The following is a 24,479-nucleotide window of genomic DNA, read 5'->3' as shown; positions in this document are numbered from 1 at the left end:
TGAGAAAGTCTGGAAGCCGCAAACCAAATTTGGCTTGAGCCACGGATAAAATTTACCACATCTATCTTAAGGCTGGCTTTGTGTTACTTGTCTAACTTCTTCGACACTGAAATCAAATGCCTCAGCCACTTGTTCCACTGTCACCCCCAATTTCAACAAGGTGGGTATTAATTTTAATTTGGCTATACGCTCCCCTATTTGGATGCCATCATGATAGAGTTTCGCGTTTTGAACTTGGTTTATAGTTAAACCTAATCCCTCCGCAACTTGCTCAATAGTTAACGCTAAATCTAATAGACGAGGTACTGATTGCCGTAAACCTTCCAAACGCCCTTCTTCAAATGCTTCTTGATAAATTTTTGTATCTTTGAAACTCATAGTTCCTATGTTGTAGTCCACCAATTCCTCTACTCCTTGATCAGAAGAATCCTACTGCGCGGCTTGTCTGACTTGTTCGACACTCAAATCTAGCGCCTGTGCTACTTGTTCTACAGTCAACCCGGCTGCCAACATTGCTGGTACTGCTCTGAGCTTACCTTGCTCAATGCCTTGAACCTTACCTTGTTCAATACCTTCAACCTTACCTTGTTCAACACCCTCCTGAAAGGCTTCCTGATAAAATCTGGTTTGCTTTAACTCACTTAAGCCAAACATTTCTTCCATCTCCTCCCTACTCATTGCAGGAAATTCTTGAAACAGCCGATAAAAGATGATGTCTGTTTTCACAATTTTATATCATTTGAAAATTTTGATTTGCTGTTCATGTGTTGCTTGATTCTTCAGAACCATCTCGCACTTTCAGCAATAGCTCTTTTGCCATCCCTAATATACGTGAAAGTGGCGCTAACAAACTATCATCAAATGCTTCTCCAGCATAAATATTATTCAGTTCGGTAGGGGATAATTTAAAGGTGTCGCAGAATTTAGTAAACTCCTGATTACTCAAGTCAAGCTCTTTTTGCCTATCCTGAAGTAAAACTGCGATCGCTCTAGTTCCATGCTTTGGACGCTCACTAGTTTTTATATATTTTTCCATTAAAAAATTGACTTTTCTGGTATCGCCGCCAATTTTTTTAATTAAATCAGTACAAGCCATTTTCAGCGCTTTCTTTAAAACTTCTTCTTCATTTAAAATTTTAATAATTTCATTGGCATAATCTGGTTTAAAAAATCCCACCAAATTCCCTTGATGATAAACTGGTATATAAGGATTATTGGTTTCAATTTGCCAATCTAAAGGCTCATTGCGTAGCGACATAGCTGCACCCCTAAATATTTTAAGATTGCACCATTTTAAAACCATTTATTCCTTAACTGCCAGTAGTTCTATTTGGTCTAATACCAAATCTATGTGAGGCTACCTTGTGCTGAAACTATCTCCCTCAAAACTGCCTCCAGCTGCGGTGGTGCGTGGTTTTAAAGAGATTCCCCTAAAAACCACTCGTACCCTTCTTTAAACTGCTTCTTCGCATCATGCTCTACAATGCTGCCATGAGCCACAATAACTCTTCTAAAGTCCCATCGCAGTACCTTTTGAACTGATTGTTTAACCTTCTCTTTTTCTTGAGTAGCCAACTGTTCTAACAATGATGGTCTAAATTTCTTGTACCCTCCCATTATTTGGGATACTATTTTTGTTGTCATTGGGAAAGTTTCATCAAAGTAAAAAGCTGTATCTGTCAAAACCAAAGTTTTACTTTCAGCATGAAAAAAAATGTACTCATTTAAAGGTAATGCTCCACTTGGAAGAAAGGTTTTGAACCCTTCAAATAATAAACATTCAAGTTCGCCTAAAAGATTTTCGCCATTATCCTCTAATGCTTGATCAATAGATATCTCAGGTCTTTTAGCCTTTAATGCCGATACAGCATAGACCTTTGATTGAGGATAGACAGCTTTAAAGTTAGATAAGAACAGATAGTGAAAAAGATTTGGGGCAATAATATATTTAACATTTCCAAGCTGATTGAGTTGCTCAGTAGTTTCGTCATCAACTTGGATCGGAGAGATAACAGCTAATTCACCATTATTGAAACGAATTACCGTCATTCTTGTACCGACACTCAATCCAAAATACTTTAACGGTTGCTCGGCGATCCAAATATTCTTATCAATTTTTCTGAGCATCACTAATTCCAACAGTAGCTTTGAGCGGTTATGTGTGGCGAACTGACAAGGCTCAATAGTCGATTCTGTATTAAACTAAAAACTTATAATGCAGAAAAATTGTAGTAATTATCCTTCCCAGTCTTGACGAGTATCGCACAGAAAATTGTCTGCGATCGCATCATCAAATAAATAGGGGCAATGCTCTGGAAAAGTTCGTAATGGTAAGTTAGTTTCTCGTAGTGCCAAATCGACTCCCGCTTCAAAGCCATCTAACACGGCTTCTTCGATTCGAGACTTTAAGCTAGGGTTCTGTCGCAAATGTCTGTAGATGGCGCGACGCTGTTCTCGAATTGTTAAAAACCAACTGCGAGAGCGTTGTTCGGGTTGATACTCCCACTTCAACTAGCCTTCGCCTCATCCCCGGATGCTTCAGCTACAGCCGCCAATCTCTCTGCCGCAGCTTGGACGATTTGAGCCACTTGGGCCAAAGGCATGTGCTGGATTTGTCTAAGAATCAGACTCAAATCTGAGGTTTCTGGAATTGGCTTGCCATCTATGCAGCTGATTAACTCTTCCATTGTGTAGCCTGCTTTCGATGCGATTCGAGCCAAATTTTCTGTATCTGGAACTTTCACACCTTTTTCCCACATCTGAACAGCAGTAGCAGATACCCCCAAAAGCTTACCAAATGCTCGCTGACTCATTGAACCGCGAGCTAGTTTAATGATTTCAATCAGTTTTTGTTTGCTTTCGATCTTCACTGCTTATATAGCTAGCCAACTGTATTGTATTTACAAGTTTACTTTCAATATTACAAGTTTACTTTTATATTGACAGCCTTGTGTTTTAGTACTAAACTATTTCTCTTGTTGTAAATCGGCAACTACAGGCATCAAGCTAGTAGACTAACCTATCTATCTTTAACCAACCCAAAAAACTTAGTTTGCTACGGCTCTTGTGCTAATAGCTCAACTTTGCTGCGAAGAAATAATATCGAAGGTGCATCATGTTTCGCAAGCCACGCAAAATTAACCAATATCGCCGCAAAGGTAAAAACCTTATCGCCACTAATAAAATTAAACCAGAACATTGGAACATTTCTGACGCAGAAACCAAAAAAGCTTTAAAAGTTAAAGGCTACGATGTTAAGCAAATCAAAAAAATTCATCTTCTGAAGCATCAAGTGTGTATTTCCTACTGGGATACAAAAGGCAATATATGCAGCAGTTTTTTTAGCTACCGGATTTTTGCGCGTTGGCAAAAGGAAGTAGAGAAATTAATTTATACCTGTCAAACCCTGAAGGAATGGGTGAAGCTAAACTACGTTATGAAGTACGAATTTGCCTATTACCATTATCCCAATGAAATAGAAGATGCACTCGACACGATATTAGAAAACCACCTGTGTCTGTTAAAAACAACAGAACAACAAGTGATTTTACAGTATCTTTAAGGGCAAAAATTAGTTAGCGGCAGAAGTCGCTAACTCTGCGAGACGTTCTTGTTGGTCTAGAGATATACAAGACTGGATAAGCGTCTCTAAATCACCATCCAAAACAGGGGTAAGGGAATAATTCTGACCTAACCGATGATCGGTAGCGCGGTTATCTTTATAATTATAGGTGCGAATTTTTTCCGATCGCGATCCAGTACCAACCTGCGATCGCCGCATGGAAGTAACAGCTGCTTGTTGTTCGCTTAACTTGATTTCATACAACTTCGCCCGCAGAATTTGCATCGCCCGTTCTTTGTTTTGCAACTGGCTGCGTTCTTCTGTACAGAAAATCCGAATCCCTGTTGGTTTGTGCATCAAGTCAACGGCTGTTTCTACCTTGTTGACGTTTTGTCCACCAGCACCGCCAGAACGAGCTGTAGTCATTTCAATATCTTTCGGGTCAATGTGAATTTCCACATCATCCACCTCTGGCATAATCGCTACGGTAGCTGTGGAAGTATGAACCCGTCCTCCAGATTCAGTTGCTGGTACGCGCTGCACGCGATGTACTCCAGCTTCAAACTTTAACTGGCTATAAACGTTATTACCTTTAATTTCGAGAATGACTTCTTTCCAGCCACCCATTTCTCCACGAGATTCGCTCACTAGAGAAACTTTCCAACCTTGAGTCTGGGCATAGCGGGTGTACATCTGCATCAAATCGCCAGCCCAAATACTCGCTTCATCGCCACCTGTGCCAGCGCGAATTTCCAACATGATATTCTTTTCATCATTGGGGTCGCGTGGTAGCAGTAAGACTTTTAAGCGAGACTCTAAATGTTCTATTTTTTCTTCAAGTTCTTTTACTTCCAGTGATGCCATTTCTTGCAACTCTGGATCACTTGCAGATTCTTTATAAACCTCACGCGCTCCGATTAAATCTTCTTGGGCTGCTTTCCAAATTTCATAGGTATTAACTACCTCTTCCAAAGAAGAACGAGACTTAGCAATTTCTTGATACTCATCAGGATTGCTAGCAGTATCGGGGTCGCCAAGACGACGTGTTAATTCATTAAAAGTTTGTTCAACGGATTTTAGTTTGTCCAGTAAGTATGATTCAGCCATGACGATTGCGATCGCTCCTTAAAAAATAACAAATTGGCTCGAGCATATAAATGAAAATCGACCCAGCTGATGCAGGGCCGTCTTAACAGCAGAGCCAACCCGCTACTTTTTGTTTTGATCGTCGCCAGATGTTTGAGTGCTGCTCATGCCGTACTTGCGGAGGAAGCGCTCTACTCGACCCTCAGTGTCAATAATCTTCTGAGTGCCGGTGTAAAATGGGTGATTTCCAGACCAAACATCTACATGCAATTCTGGCTTAGTAGAGCCAATAGTCATAACAACTTGACCGTTGCAGTAAACTTTAGCATCTGGATACCACTTGGGGTGAATATCAGCTTTAGCCATTGTTCCTTTTGTGATGAATCTATATCAATTATAACTTTCAGGTTTCAATTGGAGCTAGGGAGTGGAGGGATCAGGGAGCAGGGGAAGATGAGGGAGTGGGAAAAACCAATGCCCAATGCCCCATGCCCAATTCCCAATGCCCAATTCCCTAACGCTTAGAGTACTGAGGCGCTTTTCGAGCTTTATGTAAACCATATTTCTTCCGCTCTTTTGCTCTCGGATCGCGAGTCAAATAACCTTCGGTTTTCAAAGGTGGGCGGTTGTCTGGGTCGAGTTGGCACAAAGCACGAGCAACTCCTAAGCGAACAGAATCAGCCTGTCCGGTCAAGCCGCCGCCTTCTGCTTTTACCAAAATGTCATATTCATTTTCTAGTCCTAGAGTTTCCAGGGGTGCTTTAATGACTCCCAGGTAGTTGGGGTTAAATTGGAAATACAAGTTTCCATCTTTACCGTTCACAATCAGTTGACCACTACCTGGAACCAAGCGTACCCGTGCTACTGCGTTCTTACGACGACCAGTACCCCAGTATACGGCGCGACCGCTATTGGCATCTGCTACTACCATTAATTTTCTTCTCCAGGAATTGTACTAACTTTTAGTTCTTTAGGTTTTTGAGCATCATGGGGATGCGTAGGCCCAGCGTAAACTTTCAGCTTGGTGAATAACTGCTTACCGAGGCTATTTTTAGGTAGCATCCCTTTAACAGCTTGTTCTAAAATCCGCTCTGGTATGCGGTCTTGCAGTTTAGCGAAAGTTTCCGTTTTCATTCCACCGGGACGGCCAGAATGGCGGCGGTAAAGCTTTTGAGTGCGCTTCTTGCCTGTAACTGCTACTTTCTCGGCATTAATGACGATTACAAAGTCACCTGTATCTAAGTGGGGTGTGTATTCGGGTTTCTTTTTGCCTCTCAATACCTGAGCGATTTCGCTGGCGAGGCGACCGAGGCGTTTATCGGTGGCATCTACTATGTACCACTCACGCTCAAGGGTTGCTTGAGAAGGAAGGTATGTTTTAACTGTTGTCATTTGTCATTTGTCCTTTGTCATTTTTAATTTGTCATTAGTCAATTGTCTTTTGTCATTTGTCAGTTGCCCTTTGTTATTCACTAATGACTATTGTACAGACGCGATTAATCGCGTCTCTACTGACCGATGACTAATGACTCTTGACTAGTGACGAACTTTGGCAAGGTGTCGTACCAAATCTCTTTTGGAAAGGGAAAATCTGGATAGCCGACTCGCAACAAGCATAAGCCTTGGGGCGGTGCGGCGTGTTTCACTTCTTCTCGACGTTGTTCTTTCCAGAGTTCGGTGAAGCTAGAAAGTGTTCGTTGTCCAGAACCTACTTGTACCAGCATCCCTACCAACAGCCGTACCATGCCATACAAAAATCCATCTGCCTGTATTTCAATATGGATAAATGGCCCACTGCGACGACAGTCTGCTGCTTGCACCTCTACCCAGGAATGTGATCGCTTTGAGCCTGCACGGTGAAAAGCAGCTAAGTGATGCTTTCCCAACAGAGGTTTCAAGGCAGCTTGAATTAAAGATTCATCCAGGGGTGCATAATAATAATGCCAACTTAAGGATCTTACAAACAAGTTAAGCCGATCTTCAGTATATATTGTGTAACGATACCGTCGATAAGCTGCACTAAAGCGAGCGTGCCAACGGTTATCTACACTAGCTGAAGCCCTGATTAATATATCTGGCGGCAGATAGCTATTTAGGATTGTTGCCCACTTGTGAGGCGGAATCAAACCTGTTGCTTCAAAATGGGCTACTTGAGCAGCAGCATGAACTCCAGAATCGGTTCGCCCAGCACCATGTAGTGTTACATGATACCCAAGAATAGTAGCGATCGCTCTTTCTATCTCTTCTTGGACAGTCCGTTGTTTTTTTTGCCGTTGCCAGCCATGAAAATGAGTGCCCAGGTATTGGATTACCAAGGCTACTCGATGAGTTTGTGTAGGCTGGTGGCTTTCTAACATACAGATTTTGTCCTTATGTCATTTGTCGTCCTTTGTTATTCACTAAGACCTTTGTACAGACGCGATTAATCGCGTCTCTACTGACCAATGACCAATGACTTAAACCAATTCAATTATTGCCATTTTTGCATTATCGCCCCGACGCGGTACGGTATGCAGGATGCGGGTATAACCGCCCTGGCGATCGCCATATCGAGTTGGAGCTTGCTCAAATAGAGCGTGAACCAGTTGTTTGTCGAAGATATAGCCAAGAGCTTCCCGGCGTGCTGCCAAGGAGCCATTTTTAGCTAGGGTAATCATTTTTTCCACTTCACTTCTTAGAACTTTCGCTCTAATTAAAGTGGTGGTGATCTTACCATGACGGATCAGCTCGGTGGCGAGCGATCGCAGTAAAGCACGGCGTTGATCGGCTGGTTTACTGAGTTTTTTGACGCGACAACGGTGACGCATAATTATGCACTATGAATTATGAACGGTTTTTCTTAAGGGTGTTTAGAGCCTCTTTCCATTGGCAGGGTGATGCCCAAGCGTCGCTGCAAAGCTTCCACGACTTCTTCTGCTGACTTCTGCCCAAAGTTTTTAATTTCTAAGAGGTCTTCTTGGGTATAATCCAACAAATCTGCCACAGAGTTAACTTGTGCCCGTTTGAGACAGTTATATGCCCGCACAGAAAGTTGCAACTCTTCGATGGGTATCTGGGCAGTTGGGTCGTCTGGAATCTCTGAACCTGTATCTGTTGGTTCTAGGGAGATGTCTTTCAAGGGGTTGAATAAATCTACCAAGATTCCAGCAGCCGAAGATAGTGCTTCTTGGGGGGAAATACTGCCGTTTGTCCAAACTTCCAATAGTAGTCGGTCTTTTGGAATCAAGCCTTCCCCACGAGATTCTTCAACACTGTAGTTGACTTTTCGCACCGGCATAAATATTGAGTCGATTTGGAGAAAGTCCAACGATGTGGCTTCCTCACGTCCTCGCTCTACGGTGCGATAGCCTTTGCCTTTCTCGATCCGAAATTCCATTTCTAGCTTTCCACCCTCAGCGATGGTGGCTACATACTGGGTCGGATCGATGACTTCTACTTCACTAGGCAAATCAAAATGTGCCGCAGTGATTGTTGCGGGGCCACTAACAAGTAATCTACCAATTTGGGGCTGCGAGGAATAGTTTTTTAGGATAACTTCCTTCATTTTCATGAGGATTTCCAGCACATCTTCCCGCACGCCCGGAACTGTAGCAAACTCGTGGGAAACGCCTGCAATCCGCACTGCTGTAACTGCTGTACCTTCTAGGTTGGAGAGTAAAACTCGCCGCAGTGCGTTGCCAACTGTTGTTCCTTGACCGCGTTCTAGAGGTTCCAGAACAAATTTACTGTAATGGTTCCGACTTTCTTCAGTATTCGACTCTACACATTCAATCTGAAACTGCGCCACGGATGAGCCTCCCTTTTTCTAAGGTGCTGCTAGCAGACAAATCAATTGCCTCCCGAATTGAATTTATGTCCTGTAGATTATAGGTATATCAAACTATTAGTATAAAATTACGCTATAGTTTGACACTCCCATTGAGCTTGCAGGCGCTAATAATATTTTGGGTTCCCGAAGTTTATACAGCTTTCCCTCTGGTAAATCTGACGCACTTTTGGTCGCCCAAGCTTTCACACAATGACAATTTCCACGTTAGAAACCCTAATAGTCATTGTAAGTAATTTTACTTACCTTGATTCTAGCTTCTCGTCCTCAATGCCCAAGTCTTGATGTTTAAACTCGACGGCGCTTGGGTGGACGGCAACCGTTATGAGGAATAGGAGTAATATCCCGAATGAGTGTAATTTCCAGTCCTGCTCCTTGAAGTGCCCGGATAGCGGTTTCTCTACCTGCTCCTGGCCCACTGACCATTACCTCAATTTGGCGCATTCCTTGATCAATGGCTCTACGGGCTGCACTTTCAGCAGCAGTTTGCGCTGCAAAGGGAGTTCCCTTTTTTGCTCCCTTAAAACCGCTAGAACCAGCACTAGCCCAGGAGATGACATCTCCATTTTGATCGGTAATGGTGACAATGCTATTGTTGAAAGTAGACTGGATGTAGGCCATCCCACTGGGTACATTCCGTTTCTGCTTCTTGCTCCCGGTTTTTTTAGTTGGTTGTCTCGCCATACTTCTTTAGTTGATTTAAGGTAAAACTTGCTCGGATTAGCAAGCGTTGCAAAATTATTTCCCTGGAGCCTTCTTCTTCCCAGCCACTGTCTGCCTTCTGCCTCGACGGGTTCTGGCATTGGTGCGAGTTCTTTGTCCTCTTACTGGTAAGCCCATGCGATGACGACGACCTCTGTAGGTACCAATGTCAACTAAGCGCTTGATGTTCAAAGACTCCAAGCGCCGCAAGTCGCCTTCAACTTGATAGTTGGTTTCTATTTCCCCTCTTAGGGCTGTCACATCGGCATCACTTAAGTCCTTAACGCGAGTGTCTGGGTTCACACCAGTAGCCGCTATAATTTCTTGAGAACGTGATAAACCAATTCCATAGATGTAAGTCAGACCGATCTCAACGCGTTTATCGCGTGGAAGGTCTACTCCGGCAATACGTGCCACAATGAACTCTCCCTATTGTTCTCGCAATTACTGTTGGTTGGAAAAACGTGATTAATCGCGTCTTTTCGTTTTAATGATGATATGCGTCCTGCAACTCACTCTGTTGGTAAGAGTGTTATCCTTGACGTTGTTTGTGCTTGGGGTTTACGCAGATCACCATCACGCGACCACGACGTTTGATCACGTTGCATTTTTCACAAATTTTCTTGACTGAGGCTCTAACTTTCATGCCTTTTATTTTTTGACTCCAAATATAAAATTATAGCATTTCTAGGGAAATTAATCCAGTTTAATGACTAGCAAACAGCCAAAAAAATGGTTTTATGGTAAAATTCTCTACATATACTTACTTCTTTCTTAGTCGATAGGTAATTCTGCCTTTGCTCAAGTCGTAAGGAGTTAGCTCTACCTTGACGCGATCGCCGGGCAAAATCTTGATATAATTTCGGCGAATCTTGCCGGAAATGTGAGCTAGCACGTTAAAGCCATTGTCCAAGTCAACGCGAAACATCGCATTGGGCAGGGACTCTGTAACCGTGCCTTCCATTTCAATCAAATCTTGCTTAGACAATTTGTTTTTTCCTCAACTCAACAATTTCGTGTTCAGTTGCAGCACTTTATCTGCAAGAGAACACACTTTAAGAAATATATCAACAGTTTATTAATATATCTTAGCTAAAATTGATCTTTTTCTTGTCATGGGGAATGGGAAGAGACGCGATTATAGCGTCTGTAATCGTGAATTCCCTACTCCCTACTCCCCATTCCCTACTCCCCTTTCAGGAAACAATTACCTTTTGCAGTTCACTAGTGACATCTTCTTGGGACTGATTACCATTGACTGTTAGAAGTTTTTTGCGATCGCCGTAATAATTAATTAAAGGTGCAGTTTCAGCGCGATACACTTCTAAACGACGACGAATTACCTCTTCGGTATCATCTTTTCGTCCTCTAGCTAGCAAACGCGCGATCACAACTTCATCTGGTGCATCTAGATTGACTACCCTTTCGCCACTTTGATGTATTTCTTCTAGTAACTTCTCCAGAAAACCTGCTTGGGTCACTTTGCGGGGAAAACCATCAAGAATCCAACCATTTTTGGCATCTGGTTGATTGAGGCGCTCCTGTACCAAGTCCTGCACTAGCTGGTCGGGGACTAACTCGCCGCTATCAACATAACCTTGAGCCTTGATTCCCAAATGAGTTTGCTCTTTCATGGCTTGTCTTAAAATTTCACCAGTAGAAATATGGGGAATACTCAAGTGTTCAGCCAAAGTTTGAGCTTGTGTTCCTTTACCCGCTCCAGGTGGCCCCAAGAAGATTAATCGCGTCACTATTATTTCACCATTCCTTCATAGCGCTGAGAGATGACATAAGTTTGAACTTGTTTGGCTGTCTCAATTGCCACACCAACTAAAATTAACAAAGAGGTGGCACCTATTCCTCGGAAAGTTTTCACATTCAAAGCGCTTTCCACGGCGGTGGGGATAATAGCAACCAAGCCCAAAAAGATCGCACCCAAAAAAGTTAGTCGATTGGACACGCGTTCGATATACTCACTAGTTGCCTTGCCAGGACGAATTCCAGGAATACTAGAACCCATTTTCTTCAAGTTTTGCGCCACATCTACTGGGTTGAGAATCAACGAAGAATAGAAGTAGCTGAAGAAAACGATGGAAATCATGTAGACCAAGGCATAGACCCAGGAGCTAGAACCGCTTGGACTCAAATAAGTGTTAACTATATTCGCCAAATCGGCATTTTTTGTAAAATTAGCGATTAGCAGTGGCAAACTGAGGATGGCAGCAGCAAAAATAATTGGCATCACGCCGCCTTGATTCAACCGCAGAGGCAGGTAGCTACGCTGTTCTGCTAATACTCGCCGACCTACTTGGCGACGAGCCGAAATAATTGGGATGCGGCGCATTCCTTCTTGCACAATCACAATACCAACAATTGTTGCTAAGAAAACTAAGACCAGCACTATGACACGGCCCACTGTTTCCCTACCGCCAACTTGTACCAAGTCGATGGTATCGCCTAAAGCTTTTGGTAATGACGCGACAATGTTGACAAAAATCAGCAATGATGCTCCGTTACCAATGCCACGTTCTGTAATCAGTTCTGATGCCCACATTACGAACATGGAACCAGCAGTTAGAGCGATCGCAGTTTCAGCTACGAAAATTGGCCCTGGCTTTAAGGCGAATTGTTGGAGGAATAATGCCGAAAAAGCTGTACTTTGTAGAATTGCCCAAACTACAGTGACATAGCGGGTAATTTGCGATATTTTGCGCCGACCTGCTTCGCCTTCATTTTTCTGTAAATTTTCTAAAGATGGAATCGCTGCGGTGAGCAATTGGATGATAATAGACGCATTAATGAAGGGTAAAATCCCTAAAGCAAAGACTCCCAAAGTCGAAAGTCCTCGCCCGGAGAATATATCCAATAAGCCGAATATGGAATTACTGCCCGATATGGCTTCGGCAAATCTAGGTCTATCAATCCCTGGCACGGGTAAAAAGATACCCAGGCGAACCAAAATTAAAATACCGACGGTAACAAGCAGCCTACCTCTGAGGCCAGCTGCTTGCGCCATCTGCATAAAAGTTTCTTGAGCCGTTGGGGCTTTATCTCGACTGATCATAGAGTGCTACCTTTATAGTGAACCAGGCGCTGACAGCGAGTTGGCTTCCATTTAAGTGCGCTGTTCCGGCTCACTCATAAGACTTCACAACTACCACCAGCTGCCTCAATTTTGCTACGAGCTGAACCTGTGAAAGCTGCCGCTTGTACCTTGAGCGGAATGCTCAATTCCCCGTTACCTAAAACTTTCAATGGCCCCTTGACAGCAGTCAGGATACCTGCGGCTTTCAATGAGGTCAAAGTTACTTCTGTATTAGCAGGAAGAGAGGCTAGCTTCTCTACATTAATCGTAGTGTAAATCTTCTGATTAACAATCGGAAAGCCCTTCAGCTTAGGTAAGCGGCGGTACAATGGCTGTTGACCACCTTCAAAACCTGGACGAGTGCCACTACCAGAACGAGATTTTTGACCTCGCATACCTAAACCAGCACTGGCACCTTGTCCGGCGGAAATACCTCTGGCTACACGCTTCTTGCGTTTCTTTGAGCCTTTTTGCGGCTTAACATCGTTGAGTCTCATGATGTAATTAGTTCTTGTTTACACAAAAGCTCTATAAGTGGGACTCTACTAAATGTAGAGACTTTCAATAGGAATACCGCGATCTTCGGCGACTTCAGAAAGAGTCCGCAGTGTAGATAAGGCATTGACTGCGGCTCTAGCATTATTGAGCGGATTATTAGAGCCAAGTTGCTTGGCTAAGACGTTACGAACTCCTGCCAATTCCAGCACAGTCCGCACAGCACCACCAGCAATTACCCCAGTACCAGGTGATGCTGGGCGCATCATTACTTTCGCACCGCCACCGACACCATTAATGGGATGGGGGATGGAGTTGGATTTGGTGATGGGTATATCAATGAGGTGTTTTTTGCCGTCGGCTACGCCTTTTTTGACGGCGCCAATTACATCTGAGGCTTTGCCTACTCCGACACCAACCTGACCGCGTTCGTTACCGACAACAACGATCGCTCGGAAGCTGAGTTTTTTACCACCTTTGACCACTTTACTTACGCGTCGGATTTGGATAACCCGTTCTTGCCAAGTGGTTTCTTCTTTTTTGGCACGCTTTGTTCTACTTTTACGCTCTGTTGCCATAATTTAGTGCTCTGGTGAACGTCATTTGTCAGTTGTCATTTGTCCTACCCTACGGGAAGACGCCAAAGGGCGTCTATGTCATTTGTCTTTTGTCATTTATCCAATGACTAATGACCAATGACCAATGACTTTAGAAATCTAAACCAGCTTCGCGGGCTGCATCAGCTAATGCTTTGACACGACCATGATATAAGTTACCACCGCGATCAAAGACTACTTTGGTGATGCCTTTTTCTAGCGATCGCACTGCAATCAATTTACCAACTTGCACCGATGCATCGCGGTTTGCACCTGACGCTAAACTAGATTTCAATTCTGGTTCTACAGTCGATGCTGCCACGATGGTTTGATGTTGAGTATCATCAATTACCTGGGCGTAAATATGCTCATTAGAACGAAATACCGCTAAACGCGGACGTTCTGGGGAGCCAATAACTTTGCCACGAACGCGCCGATGACGACGGTTTTTTGATTCTCTACGAGTAAGTTTCATTTCTACTTCTTACCACCCTTACCAGTCTTACCAGCTTTCCGTCTGACCACTTCACCGGCATAGCGAATGCCTTTACCTTTGTAAGGTTCTGGTGGACGAACAGCACGAATTTTGGCGGCTGTATTACCTACAATTTCTTTGTCATAGCCACTAACAATGACGTTAGTGGTACCTTCTACAGCAAATTGAATTCCATCTGGTGGTTCAATTTGCACTTGATGGCTATAACCCATATTCAAAATTAGGTTACGCCCTTGAACTTGTGCCCGGTAACCAACACCTTGAATTTCTAAACGGCGCTGAAAACCTTGGGAAACTCCCTCGACCATGTTGGCAACTAAAGTGCGGCTCAAACCGTGCAGTTGCTTTGAGGTACGAGTTTCATCCCGACGATTTACCTGTAATATGTCTCCTTCTTGAGAGAGCGAGACATTAGGTGTGAGAGTGCGAGAAAGTTCTCCTTTCGGGCCTTTCACCACAATATTCGTACCATTGATCGCCACTTGAACTTTGGCGGGAATAGTAATTGGACGTTTACCAATACGAGACATGACTTTTGTCCTTTATCTGTTATGAGTTATGAGTTATGAGTTATGAGTTTTTATAACTAACTTTTCACTCCTGACTCCTAACTCCTCACTTATTAGTGACTACCAAACGTAACAAAGTACTTCGCCACCCAAGTTCTGACGCCGCGCTTCGCGGTCAGTCATAATCCCACTGGATGTAGAAATAATGGCAATGCCAATGCCGCCTAGTACCCTTGGTAATTCTTTTCTGTTGGAATAAACACGCAAGCCAGGCTTACTCACTCGCTTTAAGGCGGTGATCAGAGGCTGACGGTTTTTACCCTTGTATTTCAGGGAAATCACCAGATTGCGTTTTACCCCTTCTTCTGCTTCTTCGATTTCAGCAATAAAGCCTTCCTCCCGTAGCACTTTGGCAATGCTCCGGGTCATTTTTGTCGCTGGCACTTGTGTAGTTTGATGCCGCGCCAGGTTGGCATTGCGGATGCGCGTCAGCATATCTGCAATTGTGTCGTTAGCCGCCATCGTTCCCTCTATAGATGAACTTATTGATCGCGAAAGGGCATTCCTAATTCTTTAAGTAAGGCGCGTCCCTCTTCGTCGTTTTTTGCTGTGGTGATGATGGAAATATCCAGACCACGTACTTGATCGATGCTGTCGTATTCGACTTCTGGAAAAATTAGCTGTTCTCTGACACCTAGAGTATAATTACCGCGTCCGTCAAAGCTTTTAGGGCTAACGCCGCGAAAATCTCTAATTCTGGGTAGCGACAGGCTAACTAGTCTGTCGAAAAAGGCATACATCCGTTCTGCTCTGAGAGTAACCATGATCCCCACAGGCATCCCTTGACGAATCTTAAAGCCAGCGATCGCCTTTTTCGCCCGTGTCACCACTGGTTTTTGACCAGTGATCACTGAAATTTCGTTTATGGATGCTTCCAGCGACTTCGCATTCTGAGCTGCTTCACCCAAACCCCGGTTAATCGTAACCTTTACCAACTTCGGTACTTGATGAACGTTGGTATATTGAAACTGATTGATCAGTTTGGGGACGATTGTCTCTTGATATAAGCTTTTGAGTCTTGTTGTCGCCATAGTTTTTTGTCCTGATATCCCTGGGCTTGGTCAGGGAACAAAGTTATGAGTTATGAGTTATGAGTTATGAGTTATGAGTTAAATTTAATTCCTAACTCTTAATTCCTAACTTCTAACTATTTATCCAGAATTTCGCCAGTTTTCTTGAGTTTTCTGACTTTTTTGCCTTCTGAGGTAAAGGTATAACAAACACGACTGGCAACGTTTTGCTTGGTGGAATAAAGCATCACGTTAGAGCTATGAATCGGGAATTCTTGGGTGACAATCCGCCCTGATTCCCCTTCTTGCTGGGGTTTGACGTGCTTGGTTTTAATGTTTACACCTTTGACGATAACTTTACTCAGTTGGGGAAGTGCCTGGATAATTTCACCAACTTTTCCTTTGTCTTTGCCAGCAATCACTTGTACGGTGTCGCCAGTTTTGACGTGCATTTTGTGGAATACTTTGGGCGTACCCTGTTTGGTTGCCATTAAAGCACCTCCGGAGCCAGAGAAACGATTTTGGTAAAGTTTTTATCGCGTAGTTCCCGTGCAACTGGGCCAAAAACCCGTGTACCTCTGGGATTCCCGTCTTTGTTGATGATCACAGCAGCGTTATCATCAAAGCGAATACTCATGCCACTGTCACGACTTACAGCTTTACGAGTGCGGACAATTACTGCTTCCACAACATCAGACTTTTTGACAGCCATGTTGGGTGTAGCATCTTTGACAACGGCGATAATTTTATCACCGATAAAACCATAACGACGGTTGCCTCCGCCTAAAACGCGGATGCACATAAGTTTGCGGGCACCGCTATTATCTGCGACATTCAGGTAAGTCTGGGGTTGAATCACAATTATTCTCCCTTGTAATGTTGTTAATTTCTAACAACTATGAGGTTTAAGTAGGCTTGACGTTCAGGACTTCTGTGATTTTCCAGCGCTTGGTTTTGCTCAGGGGTCTAGTTTCCTGAATGCGAACGCGATCGCCTACTTTACACTTATTTTCTTCGTCGTGAACTTTATATCGTTGGGTGTTAACCACAATTTTGCCGTACTTGGGGTGAGGAGCGCGGTTTTCTATGGCTACTACCACAGTTTTTTGCATTTTATCGCTCACTACCAAGCCAACTCGTTCTTTAACTGCCATAATCTCCTACTTTTCTTCTTTAGCCGATTGACTTGCTGCCCGTTTGCGTTCTGTTTCTAGCGTTAGCAATTGGGCTAGGCGGTGTCGCAATTGCCGGAACTGGTGAGGCTTTTCTAATTGCCTTGTAGCTTTTTGCAAGCGCAACTGAAACAGTTGTCTTTTGATCGCGACAATTTCTTCAGAAAGTTTCTCGTCACTTAATTCTCTTGCTTCTGAAATCTTGGGAAGAGGCATAAGCTACTCCTGCTCCTGTGGTTGAGAGCGCACAATAAACTTAGTTTTTATAGGCAGTTTAAATGAAGCCAGACGCATCGCTTCACGGGCGATTTCTTCAGAAACTCCACCAATTTCAAACAAAATTCTTCCTGGCTTGACTACAGCTACCCAAAACTCTGGATTACCTTTACCGGAACCCATCCGGGTTTCAGCAGGACGCATGGTTACAGGTTTATCAGGGAAAATCCGAATCCAGATTTGTCCACCCCGACGAATATAACGAGTCATTGCCCGACGGGAAGCCTCAATTTGCCGAGAGGTAATCCAAGCAGGTTCTTGGGCTTGGAGGGCAAAATCACCGAAGTTAAGGGTACTACCACGGCTGGCTAGTCCCTCCATCCGTCCGCGCTGTTGTTTGCGGAATTTAGTTCTTCTAGGGCTTAACATGATTGGCTACTGGGTACTAGGTACTGGGGATTAGGGATTGGGGATGAGGGATTGGGGATTGGCTGTAATTATTACCCAGTCCCCAGTCTCCAGTCCCCAGTCCCCATTTACCCTTCATTTGAGCGGTCTTCAAATTGCTGGCGACGACGTTGTTGTTGACGACGACGGGGTTCACGCTCACGATCGCGGGGATCACGTTCGCGATCGCGGCTTGCTGGTGGTAACGGTTCTGGTTCCTGTCCCGGAATAATTTCTCCCTTAAACACCCATACTTTGATGCCCAGAATGCCGTAAACCGTTTTTGCCGTGCAATAAGAGTAGTCAATGTCAGCCCGTAAGGTATGTAAAGGTACTCTACCTTCACGAGTCCACTCTGTCCGGGCAATTTCTGCACCGTTGAGCCGACCACTAACTTGGATTTTAATCCCTTGCACACCAGCGCGTTGGGCTCGTTGAATCGATTGCCGCACTACCCGCCGAAAGGACACCCGGCGTTCTAATTGTTGAGCAATGTATTCGGCAATTAGGTAGGCATCAGCATCAACTCGTTGCACTTCAACTACGTTAATGCGAATTTGGCGATTACTACCCAAAAGTCCTTGGAGTCCGGTACGCAAGGATTCAATGCCTTGTCCACCACGACCCACTACCACACCTGGTCTAGCTGTACGTACTTCTAAGTCAATTTGGTCGGCTTTGCGCTCAATCCGAACTTCGGAAATACCGGCGTTGTTTTGAGCAAGTCTACCCAGCTTTTGTTCTATGTACTGACGGAGTTTGTAGTCTTCTTGTAAAAGTTCTGGATAACGATCAGGAACAGCAAACCAACGAGATTGATGCTCATGTGTAATACCCAGGCGAAAACCAACTGGATGAATCTTCTGTCCCACGAATGCTTCCTCTAAGATTTCTTACTTTACGTAATTTATTCGTGTAAGCGTGCTTATTTTTCTGGGGCGGCTCCAACAGCCACTGTAATATGACACGTCGGCTTGCGAATTTGGTAAGCTCGACCTTGCGCTCTTGGTTGGAACCGCTTCAGCGATGGCCCTTGATCGGCATAAGCCTGAGTAATCACTAGTTGAGTCCGATCTAACCCAGCGTTGTGTTCGGCATTTGCAGCAGCGCTTCTAAGAACCTTCAATATGGGTTCAGTGGCGCGATAGGGCATGAATTCTAGGATGATTAATGCTTCACGGTACGATCGCCCGCGAATTTGATCGAGTACCCGACGCACTTTGTAGGCCGAGATGCGGATAAAACGAGCGATCGCTTTTACTTCAGTAGTATTAGTAGCCATAATTTTCTCCAATTTTGTCATTTGTCATTTGTCATTTGTCACTTGTCTTTAGCTAATGACTAATAACTAATAACTAATGACTACCTACCTGCTTTTTTGTCGCTTTTTCCATGACCTCTGTAGGTGCGTGTCGGGGCAAATTCACCCAACTTGTGTCCTACCATCTGTTCATTTACAAAAACTGGAACGTGTTGGCGTCCATTGTGAACAGCTATGGTATGACCTACCATTAGAGGCAAAATTGTCGAAGCTCTTGACCAAGTTTTAATAACTTCTTTTCTGTTGTTGTCGTTGAGCTTTTCAATTTTCTTTAGGAGATGATCCGCAACGAAAGGACCTTTTTTTAGAGAACGACCCATAGTTCAATTTTGGATTTAGGATTTAGGAATTAGGAGTGAGGAGTGAGGAATTAGGAGTGAGGAATTAGGAGTTAGATTTTACTCTCAACTTATAACTCTTAACTCATAACTCTTAACTCCTAACTCTTTAAGACTCACGACCACCGCGACCGCGTTTAGAAGACTTACGGCGACGACGGATAATCAATTTGCTGCTAAGTTTCTTACGATTGCGTGTCTTCGCGCCCAATGTGGGTTTACCCCAAGGTGTAACAGGCCCCGATCTACCGATAGGTGCCCTACCCTCACCACCACCATGTGGGTGATCCACTGGGTTCATGACGCTACCTCTAACCTTAGGACGGCGACCTTTCCAGCGATTTCGCCCTGCTTTACCTGCACTCAGGTTTCTTGCATCGGTGTTGCCTACTTGCCCAATAGTGGCGTAGCATTCGCGCCGAATCAAGCGGACTTCTCCTGAAGGCAACTTGAGAGTTACATAATTACCTTCTTTTGCCACAACTTGAGCGCTAGCACCAGCAGAACGCACGATTTGACCACCTTTGCCAGGAGTCAGTTCTACGTTGTGAACACCAGTACCCAAGGGAATCTTTGAAAGAGGTAAAGCATTACCATCTTCAAAAGGAGCTTCAGGCCCAGAAATAATTATTGTTCCAACTTTCAATCCGTTGGGATGGAGGATATACCGTTTTTCGCCATCTTGGTAATACAAAAGGGCAATTCGGGCATTGCGGTTAGGATCGTATTCAATTGCTGCGACTTTGGCAGGAATATTATGTTTATCCCTTTTAAAATCGATGATCCGGTAAAGTTGTTTGTGTCCGCCACCCCGGCGACGACTAGTAATCCGCCCAGTATTATTCCGACCTTTAGCGCGATGCTTCGAGGTAGTTAGGGATTTTTCTGGCTCGGTTTTTGTGATCTCCGCAAAGTCAGAAACTGTAACTTGGCGAGTACTGGGGGTATAAGGGCGATAAGAACGAGTACCCATAATCTATTTTGGATTTTGGATTTTGGATTTACTTAATTTTGGATTTTGAATTTTGGATTTTGGATTTAATGAGTGTTTAACTAATTGCGACCATGTTTGATACTTCTTGAGTAAACCTCAATCTAAAATCTAAAATCTAAAATCTAAAATTCCTAGACTTCTGGGAATAGAACTTGTCTAATCTTGTCTTCATCCCCAGATGCGACGGTAACAATGGCTCGCTTATACTGGGGCTTATAACCAATAAATTTACCAACGCGCCGCTTTTTACGCGGTGGTAAGGTGGTGTTGACTTTTACAACCTTGACCTGAAACAAGTCTTCGATCGCAGCCTTGATTTCTGGCTTAGATGCCTTTGGAATTACTTCAAAGGTGTACTTATTCTGCTCCATCAAGATAGTCGCTTTCTCGGTGACAATTGGGCGACGTACTAAGTCGGCAAGGTCGCGGGGGTCAAAGCTAGGCACTGTAGACCTCCTGAATTTTTTCTAGGGCTGATGCCGTAACTACTATTTTGTCAGCGTGCAGTAAATCAAAAACATTTAGCTGGTCTGCTGCAATTAGTTTTAAATTTTCAATGTTGCGGGCTGACAAATAAACATTATCTGTATCCGCAATTTCAGACAAAATTAACAGTGACTTGCTTTCTGGTACTACTCCCCAACGTGCAAGTGCTGCCACTAATTCTTTAGTTTTCGGGCGAGATAGCTCGGTGCTAAATTCTTCTACTACGATCAAATCCTCAATGCGGCTGACAAATGCTGTCCGCAATGCTAAACGCCGCTCTTTGCGGTTCAACTTGAGGTTGAAGTCTCTAGGCTTTGGCCCAAAGATTACACCACCACCACGCCACAATGGCGAACGAATAGACCCTGCACGAGCGCGACCAGTACCTTTTTGTCGCCAAGGTTTACGGCCACCGCCTCTGACTTCTGAACGAGTTTTTGTACTGGCATTTCCTTGACGAGCATTAGTCAATTGCCGTACTAAGGCGCGATGCACAATATGAGACGCTGTTTCTTCCTTGGCAGTGCGCAACTCGAAGGTCGTCTCGCCGACCTGTTCTCCTTGCCAATTTTTAACTACGCTTTCAACCATCTTTGTTATTTGTCCTTTGTCATTGGTCATTTGTCATTTGTCTTTTGCCATTTGTCCTTAGCCAATGACTAATGACTAATGACGTTTGACTAATGACTTTTGACTATCCCACTGTTTTTGCAGGCACAATACTTACTAGAGCGCCCGGTTTACCAGGAATTGCTCCTTTAATAAGTAATAAGTTGCGTTCTGCATCAACTCGAACTATGGTCAGCTTACGGATTGTGATCCGTTTGCCACCTAAACGCCCTGCCATCCGCTTACCTGGATAGACACGACCTGGTGTTGTACCAGCACCAATAGAACCTGGCGCTCTGTGGTTTTTGGAACCGTGTGACATGGGCCCCCGACCAAAGTTGTTGCGCTTTTGGTTACCCGCAAAACCGCGACCGATGCTTGTGCCGACTACATCGACAATTTGACCTGCACTAAAAATATCTGCTTTAATCTGTTGACCTAAAGCATAATCACCAGAACTATCGGTGTGATATTCATTTAGGTGACGCAATGCTGGAGCAGATGATTTAGCTAAATGACCCAGTAGTGGTCTGTTCAGTGCCTTTGGTTTAACTTCGCCAAAACCAACTTGAATGGCAAAGTAACCGTCGGTTTGTTTCGTTTTAACTTGTGTAACGGTGCATGGCCCTGCTTGAATGACAGTTACAGGAATAGCTACTCCTGCTTCGTCAAATATTTGGGTCATGCCCAGCTTGGTGCCGAGAATACCTACAGACACAGTAACTGGTTCTCCTTTCTACTTGCTGACCTTGGAATTGGACTCTAGAGGACACGCTTTGTACGCATCAGTTTAGGCTGGGTTAGCCTGCGAAATTTGGAATGGTTTAAATAAACCCCTCCAAATGCTTTCGGACACAACAAACCGTGTCCGTACTGCTTGGTGAATCTGTTTAGCTTCACTCACTAGATCACCAGAACAGCCACAAGTCCCTTCCTATTGGGAAGGAGTAACTTCTGGAATCAATGCAAGGCGCTACAGCTTTAAGCTGTGTGCAGCAATGCTTTCGTCCAAGCAATTGCTCTGGCACTTTCTGGAGGCAGCGCTGTCGGCGGGTTTTCCGATTTTCGCCCATAAGACGGCTTCCCGGAGATTGGCTACTGCCGTGTTGCAGTTGGACTTAAGCGGTTTTTACCACCCAGTATCCGTCAACTGAGACTGACGTAATGCCATGAAACCAACATTGCTGCTCAGTTTTCACTTCCTTAAACACCTTAAACTATTGTTTAAGGTTTTGCCTGCTTTTTCAGAGGCACTGGAGTAAATGTACTCTGGAGCTTTGGATTGGCTTTAATTCTTCGTCCGTAACGCTCCAATTTTGACCTGAAAGCTTTCTTAGTTTACCAGTCTATGATCAATCTGAGTTAGATTATCCAATTTGGATTAAGTCATCAGCTTTTGATGCTAACACTATCTCAAAATGACAGTAAGAAGGGAGTCTAATTTGCGTTTTTGGTCACAATCTAATAATATAAATTATTTATTTATGTTTGTCTAGTAATTTATAGAGTTATTTTTGGGAAGTGGGGAGCAGGGGGACAAGGGGACAAGGGTAGGACTTACGCACACTCTACGAATTCTCGGCGCTCTTGGCGTCTTGGCGGTTCGAGAAATTAAGCTTTTTAGCAATTTTTGCGTAAGTCCTAAAGGGGACTTGTGAGAACTTGCAACAAGTCTTTCCCCTTGTCCCCAATTCTCCTTGTCCCCAAGTCCTCTTTCCCATGCCCCATGCCCGATACCCAAAGAAAATGCTTTTAATCTATCGGTTCTGGGTAAATAATAGAGATATCTAAGTGGGATAAGACGAAAATCTATGGCACTAATTACCACTGGCAACGGTTTAATGCGCGATCTGGAAAAATTTGGCGCTCTTGGCGTGTATGTACCTCTGGAAGGAGGTTATGAAGGTCGATATCAGCGCCGACTACGTGCAGCTGGCTATACTACCCTCCACATTACCGCCAAGGGGTTGGGCGACATAGCTGCGTATCTCACACGCATTCATGGAGTCAGACCTCCTCATCTTGGTAAAAAAAGTACTGGTAGTGGTGCGGCAGTAGGTCATGTGTACTACTTACCACCAATTATCAATTCTCATCTAGAACAGCTACCACCAAAGTCAAAGGGGTTGGTGTTGTGGATTATTGAAGGGCATATTCTTTCAAATGAAGAACTTGAGTATTTAACGAATTTGCCTCAGCTAGAACCACGAGTAAGAGTAGTTATTGAGAGGGGTGGCGATCGCGCCTTCCGTTGGACTTCTCTAGAAAAAACTCTCTTAGCTAGTTAGTCCTTTGTCATTTGTCATTAGTCATTTACTGATGACTAATGACTCAATTCAATTAGCATTTCAATAATGCTGGGTCGAAAATCACAAGATGCAAAAGTTAAAGCACAGATTGTAATAAAGGCTTTAACGAATTACGAATTATTTTAATCTTGTTGATGAGCGAATTTATAACCACCCCACAAAGAAAGAGCGATCGCTATCACTAGCAAAATCGGTATGCTGTACCAAGGGAACTGAGACAAAGGTAAATGGGCAGCTGCACGCAGTCCGATGCTGGCGTAGGTGAGTGGTAACAGGTAAACTACGACTTTGAGGGCTGCTGGTAATGTGCCAGGGTCAAAGAAGGTCGCTCCTAAGAATGACATGGGGATAATTATAAAATTGTTGTAGAGTCCAACTGATTCGAGCGATCGCACACTCAAACCCACAATTACCCCTAACCCAGCAAATACCGAACAATTCAGCACTACCAACAATAAAAATAGTGGGTTGAGAAAATTCCAGTTTCCAGTCAACAGCACCGCTACTAAAATCACCGAAGCCGATGTCATCAACCCTCGTACTACTCCCGCCAGCATTTTTCCGATGTACAAAGCTAAGGGATGTATAGGAGTTAACAACAATTCCTCGAAGGTTTTGGTAAATAGTCTGTCTCCACAAATCGAGAATGTCGTTCCAGCAAAGCTAACCGTCATTGACGATAGCGCCACCATCCCCGGTAATATGAATTCTAAATAGTTGTTATAGCTACCACTAATCCCTGAGCCGGGTTTGATGGAACTACCCAAACCCAAGCCAAAAGCTAAAATATATATCAGTGGGGATATTAAGCCTGATGCCGCAACTGGTACAATTCTGACACGTAAATCTAACCAATCTCCCCAAAAAATAGTCAGACTATCAGCTAGAAGGATTTGAAGTTGCGAAGTTTTGAACTTCTTGCTTGAGAATAACGCTCTTTGAGATGCCACTTGCTTCTAATTAATTATTAAAACTTTCTTAAATTTTAAGTTACATTATTTGACATATAAATTACTAGGGGTAACAAAAATATCTAATACGAAAAATTCGTCTTGGAAATTTATAAGCAGATGGAAACAAGAACCGACAAGGTTGAAATTCTGTCCATATATCTAGATAAGTTCCTATTTTTATCATTTAAGAAGAATACTGCCCAAAAA

The 24,479-nt window shown here is 43.9% G+C and carries 39 protein-coding genes and 1 pseudogene; 2 read left to right on the top strand and 38 right to left on the bottom strand.

Translation table 11 applies throughout. The features are described 5' to 3' along the window. Positions 1–66: 66 nt before the first annotated feature. The 6 genes and pseudogenes from CDC33_RS29550 to CDC33_RS29525 all read right to left on the bottom strand — a co-directional run bounded on the left by CDC33_RS29550 (position 67) and on the right by CDC33_RS29525 (position 2,870). Entirely contained in the window at positions 67–378 is a 312-nt protein-coding gene (locus tag CDC33_RS29550; protein ID WP_109011942.1) for a hypothetical protein, read from the bottom strand. Between the two features lie 51 nt (positions 379–429). Then, a pseudogene (locus CDC33_RS29545) lies at positions 430–714 on the bottom strand (Rpn family recombination-promoting nuclease/putative transposase); the annotation flags it as partial. 46 nt (positions 715–760) lie between these two features. Next, positions 761–1,258, bottom strand: coding sequence for a hypothetical protein (locus CDC33_RS29540; protein WP_109012753.1), 498 nt, complete (start codon positions 1,256–1,258; stop codon positions 761–763). A gap of 158 nt (positions 1,259–1,416) precedes the next feature. Next, positions 1,417–2,127 carry a DUF4336 domain-containing protein gene (locus tag CDC33_RS29535; protein WP_109011940.1) on the bottom strand — a complete coding sequence of 237 codons (711 nt, stop codon included), beginning with the start codon at positions 2,125–2,127 and terminating at the stop codon, positions 1,417–1,419. A 108-nt stretch (positions 2,128–2,235) separates the two neighbouring features. Continuing rightward, positions 2,236–2,511 (bottom strand): DUF29 domain-containing protein, encoded by a 276-nt coding sequence (locus tag CDC33_RS29530; protein WP_109011939.1) that lies wholly within the window; start codon positions 2,509–2,511, stop codon positions 2,236–2,238. Next, positions 2,508–2,870 carry a helix-turn-helix domain-containing protein gene (locus CDC33_RS29525; protein ID WP_094328443.1) on the bottom strand — a complete coding sequence of 121 codons (363 nt, stop codon included), beginning with the start codon at positions 2,868–2,870 and terminating at the stop codon, positions 2,508–2,510. The genes CDC33_RS29530 and CDC33_RS29525 overlap by 4 nt, the downstream gene beginning before the upstream one ends. A 245-nt stretch (positions 2,871–3,115) precedes the next feature. Between CDC33_RS29525 and CDC33_RS29520 the strand changes: the two genes are divergently transcribed. Next, entirely contained in the window at positions 3,116–3,562 is a 447-nt protein-coding gene (locus CDC33_RS29520) for a hypothetical protein (protein WP_109011938.1), read from the top strand. A gap of 9 nt (positions 3,563–3,571) precedes the next feature. Here the strand turns inward: CDC33_RS29520 and prfA are convergent, their stop codons facing one another. The 31 genes from prfA to rplC all read right to left on the bottom strand — a co-directional run bounded on the left by prfA (position 3,572) and on the right by rplC (position 21,728). Continuing rightward, positions 3,572–4,669 (bottom strand): peptide chain release factor 1, encoded by a 1,098-nt coding sequence (gene prfA, locus CDC33_RS29515; protein ID WP_109011937.1) that lies wholly within the window; start codon positions 4,667–4,669, stop codon positions 3,572–3,574. A gap of 102 nt (positions 4,670–4,771) precedes the next feature. After that, on the bottom strand, positions 4,772–5,014 hold the full coding sequence (rpmE, locus tag CDC33_RS29510; protein ID WP_109011936.1) for a 50S ribosomal protein L31: 243 nt from the start codon (positions 5,012–5,014) through the stop codon (positions 4,772–4,774). A 148-nt stretch (positions 5,015–5,162) separates the two neighbouring features. Next, entirely contained in the window at positions 5,163–5,579 is a 417-nt protein-coding gene (gene rpsI, locus CDC33_RS29505; protein ID WP_109011935.1) for a 30S ribosomal protein S9, read from the bottom strand. Continuing rightward, entirely contained in the window at positions 5,579–6,040 is a 462-nt protein-coding gene (gene rplM / locus CDC33_RS29500; protein WP_012410699.1) for a 50S ribosomal protein L13, read from the bottom strand. Before rplM ends, rpsI begins: the two co-directional genes overlap by 1 nt. 116 nt (positions 6,041–6,156) lie before the next feature. Further along, positions 6,157–7,005 (bottom strand): tRNA pseudouridine(38-40) synthase TruA, encoded by an 849-nt coding sequence (truA, locus tag CDC33_RS29495; RefSeq protein WP_109011934.1) that lies wholly within the window; start codon positions 7,003–7,005, stop codon positions 6,157–6,159. Positions 7,006–7,104: 99 nt separating this feature from the next. Beyond that, entirely contained in the window at positions 7,105–7,455 is a 351-nt protein-coding gene (gene rplQ / locus CDC33_RS29490) for a 50S ribosomal protein L17 (RefSeq protein ID WP_100901254.1), read from the bottom strand. Positions 7,456–7,487: 32 nt separating this feature from the next. Further along, positions 7,488–8,435: a DNA-directed RNA polymerase subunit alpha gene (locus CDC33_RS29485; RefSeq protein ID WP_100901253.1), complete on the bottom strand. Its 948-nt coding sequence runs from the start codon at positions 8,433–8,435 to the stop codon at positions 7,488–7,490. Positions 8,436–8,762: 327 nt separating this feature from the next. Continuing rightward, positions 8,763–9,158: a 30S ribosomal protein S11 gene (gene rpsK, locus CDC33_RS29480; RefSeq protein ID WP_069070761.1), complete on the bottom strand. Its 396-nt coding sequence runs from the start codon at positions 9,156–9,158 to the stop codon at positions 8,763–8,765. A 54-nt stretch (positions 9,159–9,212) separates the two neighbouring features. Next, a complete protein-coding gene (gene rpsM / locus CDC33_RS29475) occupies positions 9,213–9,593 on the bottom strand; it encodes a 30S ribosomal protein S13 (protein WP_104906411.1) in 381 nt (126 codons plus the stop codon). 115 nt (positions 9,594–9,708) lie between these two features. Further along, entirely contained in the window at positions 9,709–9,822 is a 114-nt protein-coding gene (gene rpmJ / locus CDC33_RS29470; protein WP_015129703.1) for a 50S ribosomal protein L36, read from the bottom strand. Positions 9,823–9,939: 117 nt separating this feature from the next. Then, positions 9,940–10,164: a translation initiation factor IF-1 gene (gene infA / locus CDC33_RS29465; protein WP_006196724.1), complete on the bottom strand. Its 225-nt coding sequence runs from the start codon at positions 10,162–10,164 to the stop codon at positions 9,940–9,942. Between the two features lie 208 nt (positions 10,165–10,372). Continuing rightward, complete coding sequence (locus CDC33_RS29460) at positions 10,373–10,927, bottom strand: adenylate kinase (protein WP_109011933.1); 555 nt, start codon at positions 10,925–10,927, stop codon at positions 10,373–10,375. A 2-nt stretch (positions 10,928–10,929) separates the two neighbouring features. After that, complete coding sequence (gene secY / locus CDC33_RS29455; RefSeq protein ID WP_109011932.1) at positions 10,930–12,240, bottom strand: preprotein translocase subunit SecY; 1,311 nt, start codon at positions 12,238–12,240, stop codon at positions 10,930–10,932. 74 nt (positions 12,241–12,314) lie between these two features. Then, a complete protein-coding gene (gene rplO / locus CDC33_RS29450) occupies positions 12,315–12,758 on the bottom strand; it encodes a 50S ribosomal protein L15 (protein ID WP_109011931.1) in 444 nt (147 codons plus the stop codon). A 48-nt stretch (positions 12,759–12,806) separates the two neighbouring features. Continuing rightward, complete coding sequence (gene rpsE, locus CDC33_RS29445) at positions 12,807–13,334, bottom strand: 30S ribosomal protein S5 (RefSeq protein ID WP_109011930.1); 528 nt, start codon at positions 13,332–13,334, stop codon at positions 12,807–12,809. Between the two features lie 130 nt (positions 13,335–13,464). Next, the gene (gene rplR, locus CDC33_RS29440; RefSeq protein WP_109011929.1) at positions 13,465–13,827 is read right to left on the bottom strand and encodes a 50S ribosomal protein L18; all 363 of its coding nucleotides are present in this window, start codon (positions 13,825–13,827) and stop codon (positions 13,465–13,467) included. Between the two features lie 2 nt (positions 13,828–13,829). Next, the gene (gene rplF / locus CDC33_RS29435) at positions 13,830–14,378 is read right to left on the bottom strand and encodes a 50S ribosomal protein L6 (protein ID WP_109011928.1); all 549 of its coding nucleotides are present in this window, start codon (positions 14,376–14,378) and stop codon (positions 13,830–13,832) included. A gap of 99 nt (positions 14,379–14,477) precedes the next feature. Continuing rightward, complete coding sequence (gene rpsH / locus CDC33_RS29430) at positions 14,478–14,879, bottom strand: 30S ribosomal protein S8 (RefSeq protein WP_109011927.1); 402 nt, start codon at positions 14,877–14,879, stop codon at positions 14,478–14,480. 20 nt (positions 14,880–14,899) lie between these two features. Continuing rightward, on the bottom strand, positions 14,900–15,448 hold the full coding sequence (gene rplE, locus CDC33_RS29425; protein WP_109011926.1) for a 50S ribosomal protein L5: 549 nt from the start codon (positions 15,446–15,448) through the stop codon (positions 14,900–14,902). Positions 15,449–15,564: 116 nt separating this feature from the next. Continuing rightward, positions 15,565–15,918, bottom strand: a complete 354-nt coding sequence (gene rplX / locus CDC33_RS29420) for a 50S ribosomal protein L24 (RefSeq protein ID WP_109011925.1) — start codon at positions 15,916–15,918, stop codon at positions 15,565–15,567. Further along, positions 15,918–16,286, bottom strand: coding sequence for a 50S ribosomal protein L14 (rplN, locus tag CDC33_RS29415; protein ID WP_012410715.1), 369 nt, complete (start codon positions 16,284–16,286; stop codon positions 15,918–15,920). Before rplN ends, rplX begins: the two co-directional genes overlap by 1 nt. Before the next feature lie 46 nt (positions 16,287–16,332). Beyond that, on the bottom strand, positions 16,333–16,581 hold the full coding sequence (rpsQ, locus tag CDC33_RS29410; RefSeq protein WP_100901244.1) for a 30S ribosomal protein S17: 249 nt from the start codon (positions 16,579–16,581) through the stop codon (positions 16,333–16,335). A gap of 6 nt (positions 16,582–16,587) precedes the next feature. Beyond that, a complete protein-coding gene (rpmC, locus tag CDC33_RS29405; RefSeq protein WP_109011924.1) occupies positions 16,588–16,815 on the bottom strand; it encodes a 50S ribosomal protein L29 in 228 nt (75 codons plus the stop codon). Positions 16,816–16,818: 3 nt separating this feature from the next. Next, positions 16,819–17,244: a 50S ribosomal protein L16 gene (rplP, locus tag CDC33_RS29400; protein ID WP_069070775.1), complete on the bottom strand. Its 426-nt coding sequence runs from the start codon at positions 17,242–17,244 to the stop codon at positions 16,819–16,821. Positions 17,245–17,351: 107 nt separating this feature from the next. After that, positions 17,352–18,134, bottom strand: coding sequence for a 30S ribosomal protein S3 (rpsC, locus tag CDC33_RS29395; protein WP_109011923.1), 783 nt, complete (start codon positions 18,132–18,134; stop codon positions 17,352–17,354). A gap of 53 nt (positions 18,135–18,187) precedes the next feature. After that, positions 18,188–18,544, bottom strand: a complete 357-nt coding sequence (gene rplV / locus CDC33_RS29390; protein ID WP_100903154.1) for a 50S ribosomal protein L22 — start codon at positions 18,542–18,544, stop codon at positions 18,188–18,190. An 80-nt stretch (positions 18,545–18,624) separates the two neighbouring features. Then, positions 18,625–18,903, bottom strand: coding sequence for a 30S ribosomal protein S19 (rpsS, locus tag CDC33_RS29385; RefSeq protein WP_012410721.1), 279 nt, complete (start codon positions 18,901–18,903; stop codon positions 18,625–18,627). Between the two features lie 127 nt (positions 18,904–19,030). Continuing rightward, entirely contained in the window at positions 19,031–19,894 is an 864-nt protein-coding gene (rplB, locus tag CDC33_RS29380) for a 50S ribosomal protein L2 (RefSeq protein ID WP_109011922.1), read from the bottom strand. 152 nt (positions 19,895–20,046) lie between these two features. Continuing rightward, complete coding sequence (locus CDC33_RS29375) at positions 20,047–20,361, bottom strand: 50S ribosomal protein L23 (RefSeq protein ID WP_109011921.1); 315 nt, start codon at positions 20,359–20,361, stop codon at positions 20,047–20,049. Beyond that, on the bottom strand, positions 20,354–20,992 hold the full coding sequence (rplD, locus tag CDC33_RS29370) for a 50S ribosomal protein L4 (RefSeq protein ID WP_109012752.1): 639 nt from the start codon (positions 20,990–20,992) through the stop codon (positions 20,354–20,356). Before rplD ends, CDC33_RS29375 begins: the two co-directional genes overlap by 8 nt. A 103-nt stretch (positions 20,993–21,095) precedes the next feature. Further along, positions 21,096–21,728 (bottom strand): 50S ribosomal protein L3, encoded by a 633-nt coding sequence (rplC, locus tag CDC33_RS29365; RefSeq protein WP_109011920.1) that lies wholly within the window; start codon positions 21,726–21,728, stop codon positions 21,096–21,098. Between the two features lie 1,093 nt (positions 21,729–22,821). On the opposite strand from rplC, the gene CDC33_RS29360 reads away from it, so the two are divergent. Beyond that, positions 22,822–23,298: an NAD(P)H-quinone oxidoreductase subunit N gene (locus tag CDC33_RS29360; RefSeq protein ID WP_100901239.1), complete on the top strand. Its 477-nt coding sequence runs from the start codon at positions 22,822–22,824 to the stop codon at positions 23,296–23,298. Between the two features lie 143 nt (positions 23,299–23,441). On the opposite strand, the gene CDC33_RS29355 is transcribed toward CDC33_RS29360, so the two are convergent. Beyond that, entirely contained in the window at positions 23,442–24,269 is an 828-nt protein-coding gene (locus tag CDC33_RS29355) for an ABC transporter permease (RefSeq protein WP_109011919.1), read from the bottom strand. Positions 24,270–24,479 lie beyond the last annotated feature (210 nt).

This window comes from Nostoc commune NIES-4072, assembly GCF_003113895.1.
GTDB classification, from domain to species: Bacteria; Cyanobacteriota; Cyanobacteriia; order Cyanobacteriales; family Nostocaceae; genus Nostoc; species Nostoc commune.
The sequence above is the reverse complement of the archived record's forward strand: the minus strand, read 5'-3'. Positions and strand labels throughout refer to the sequence as shown.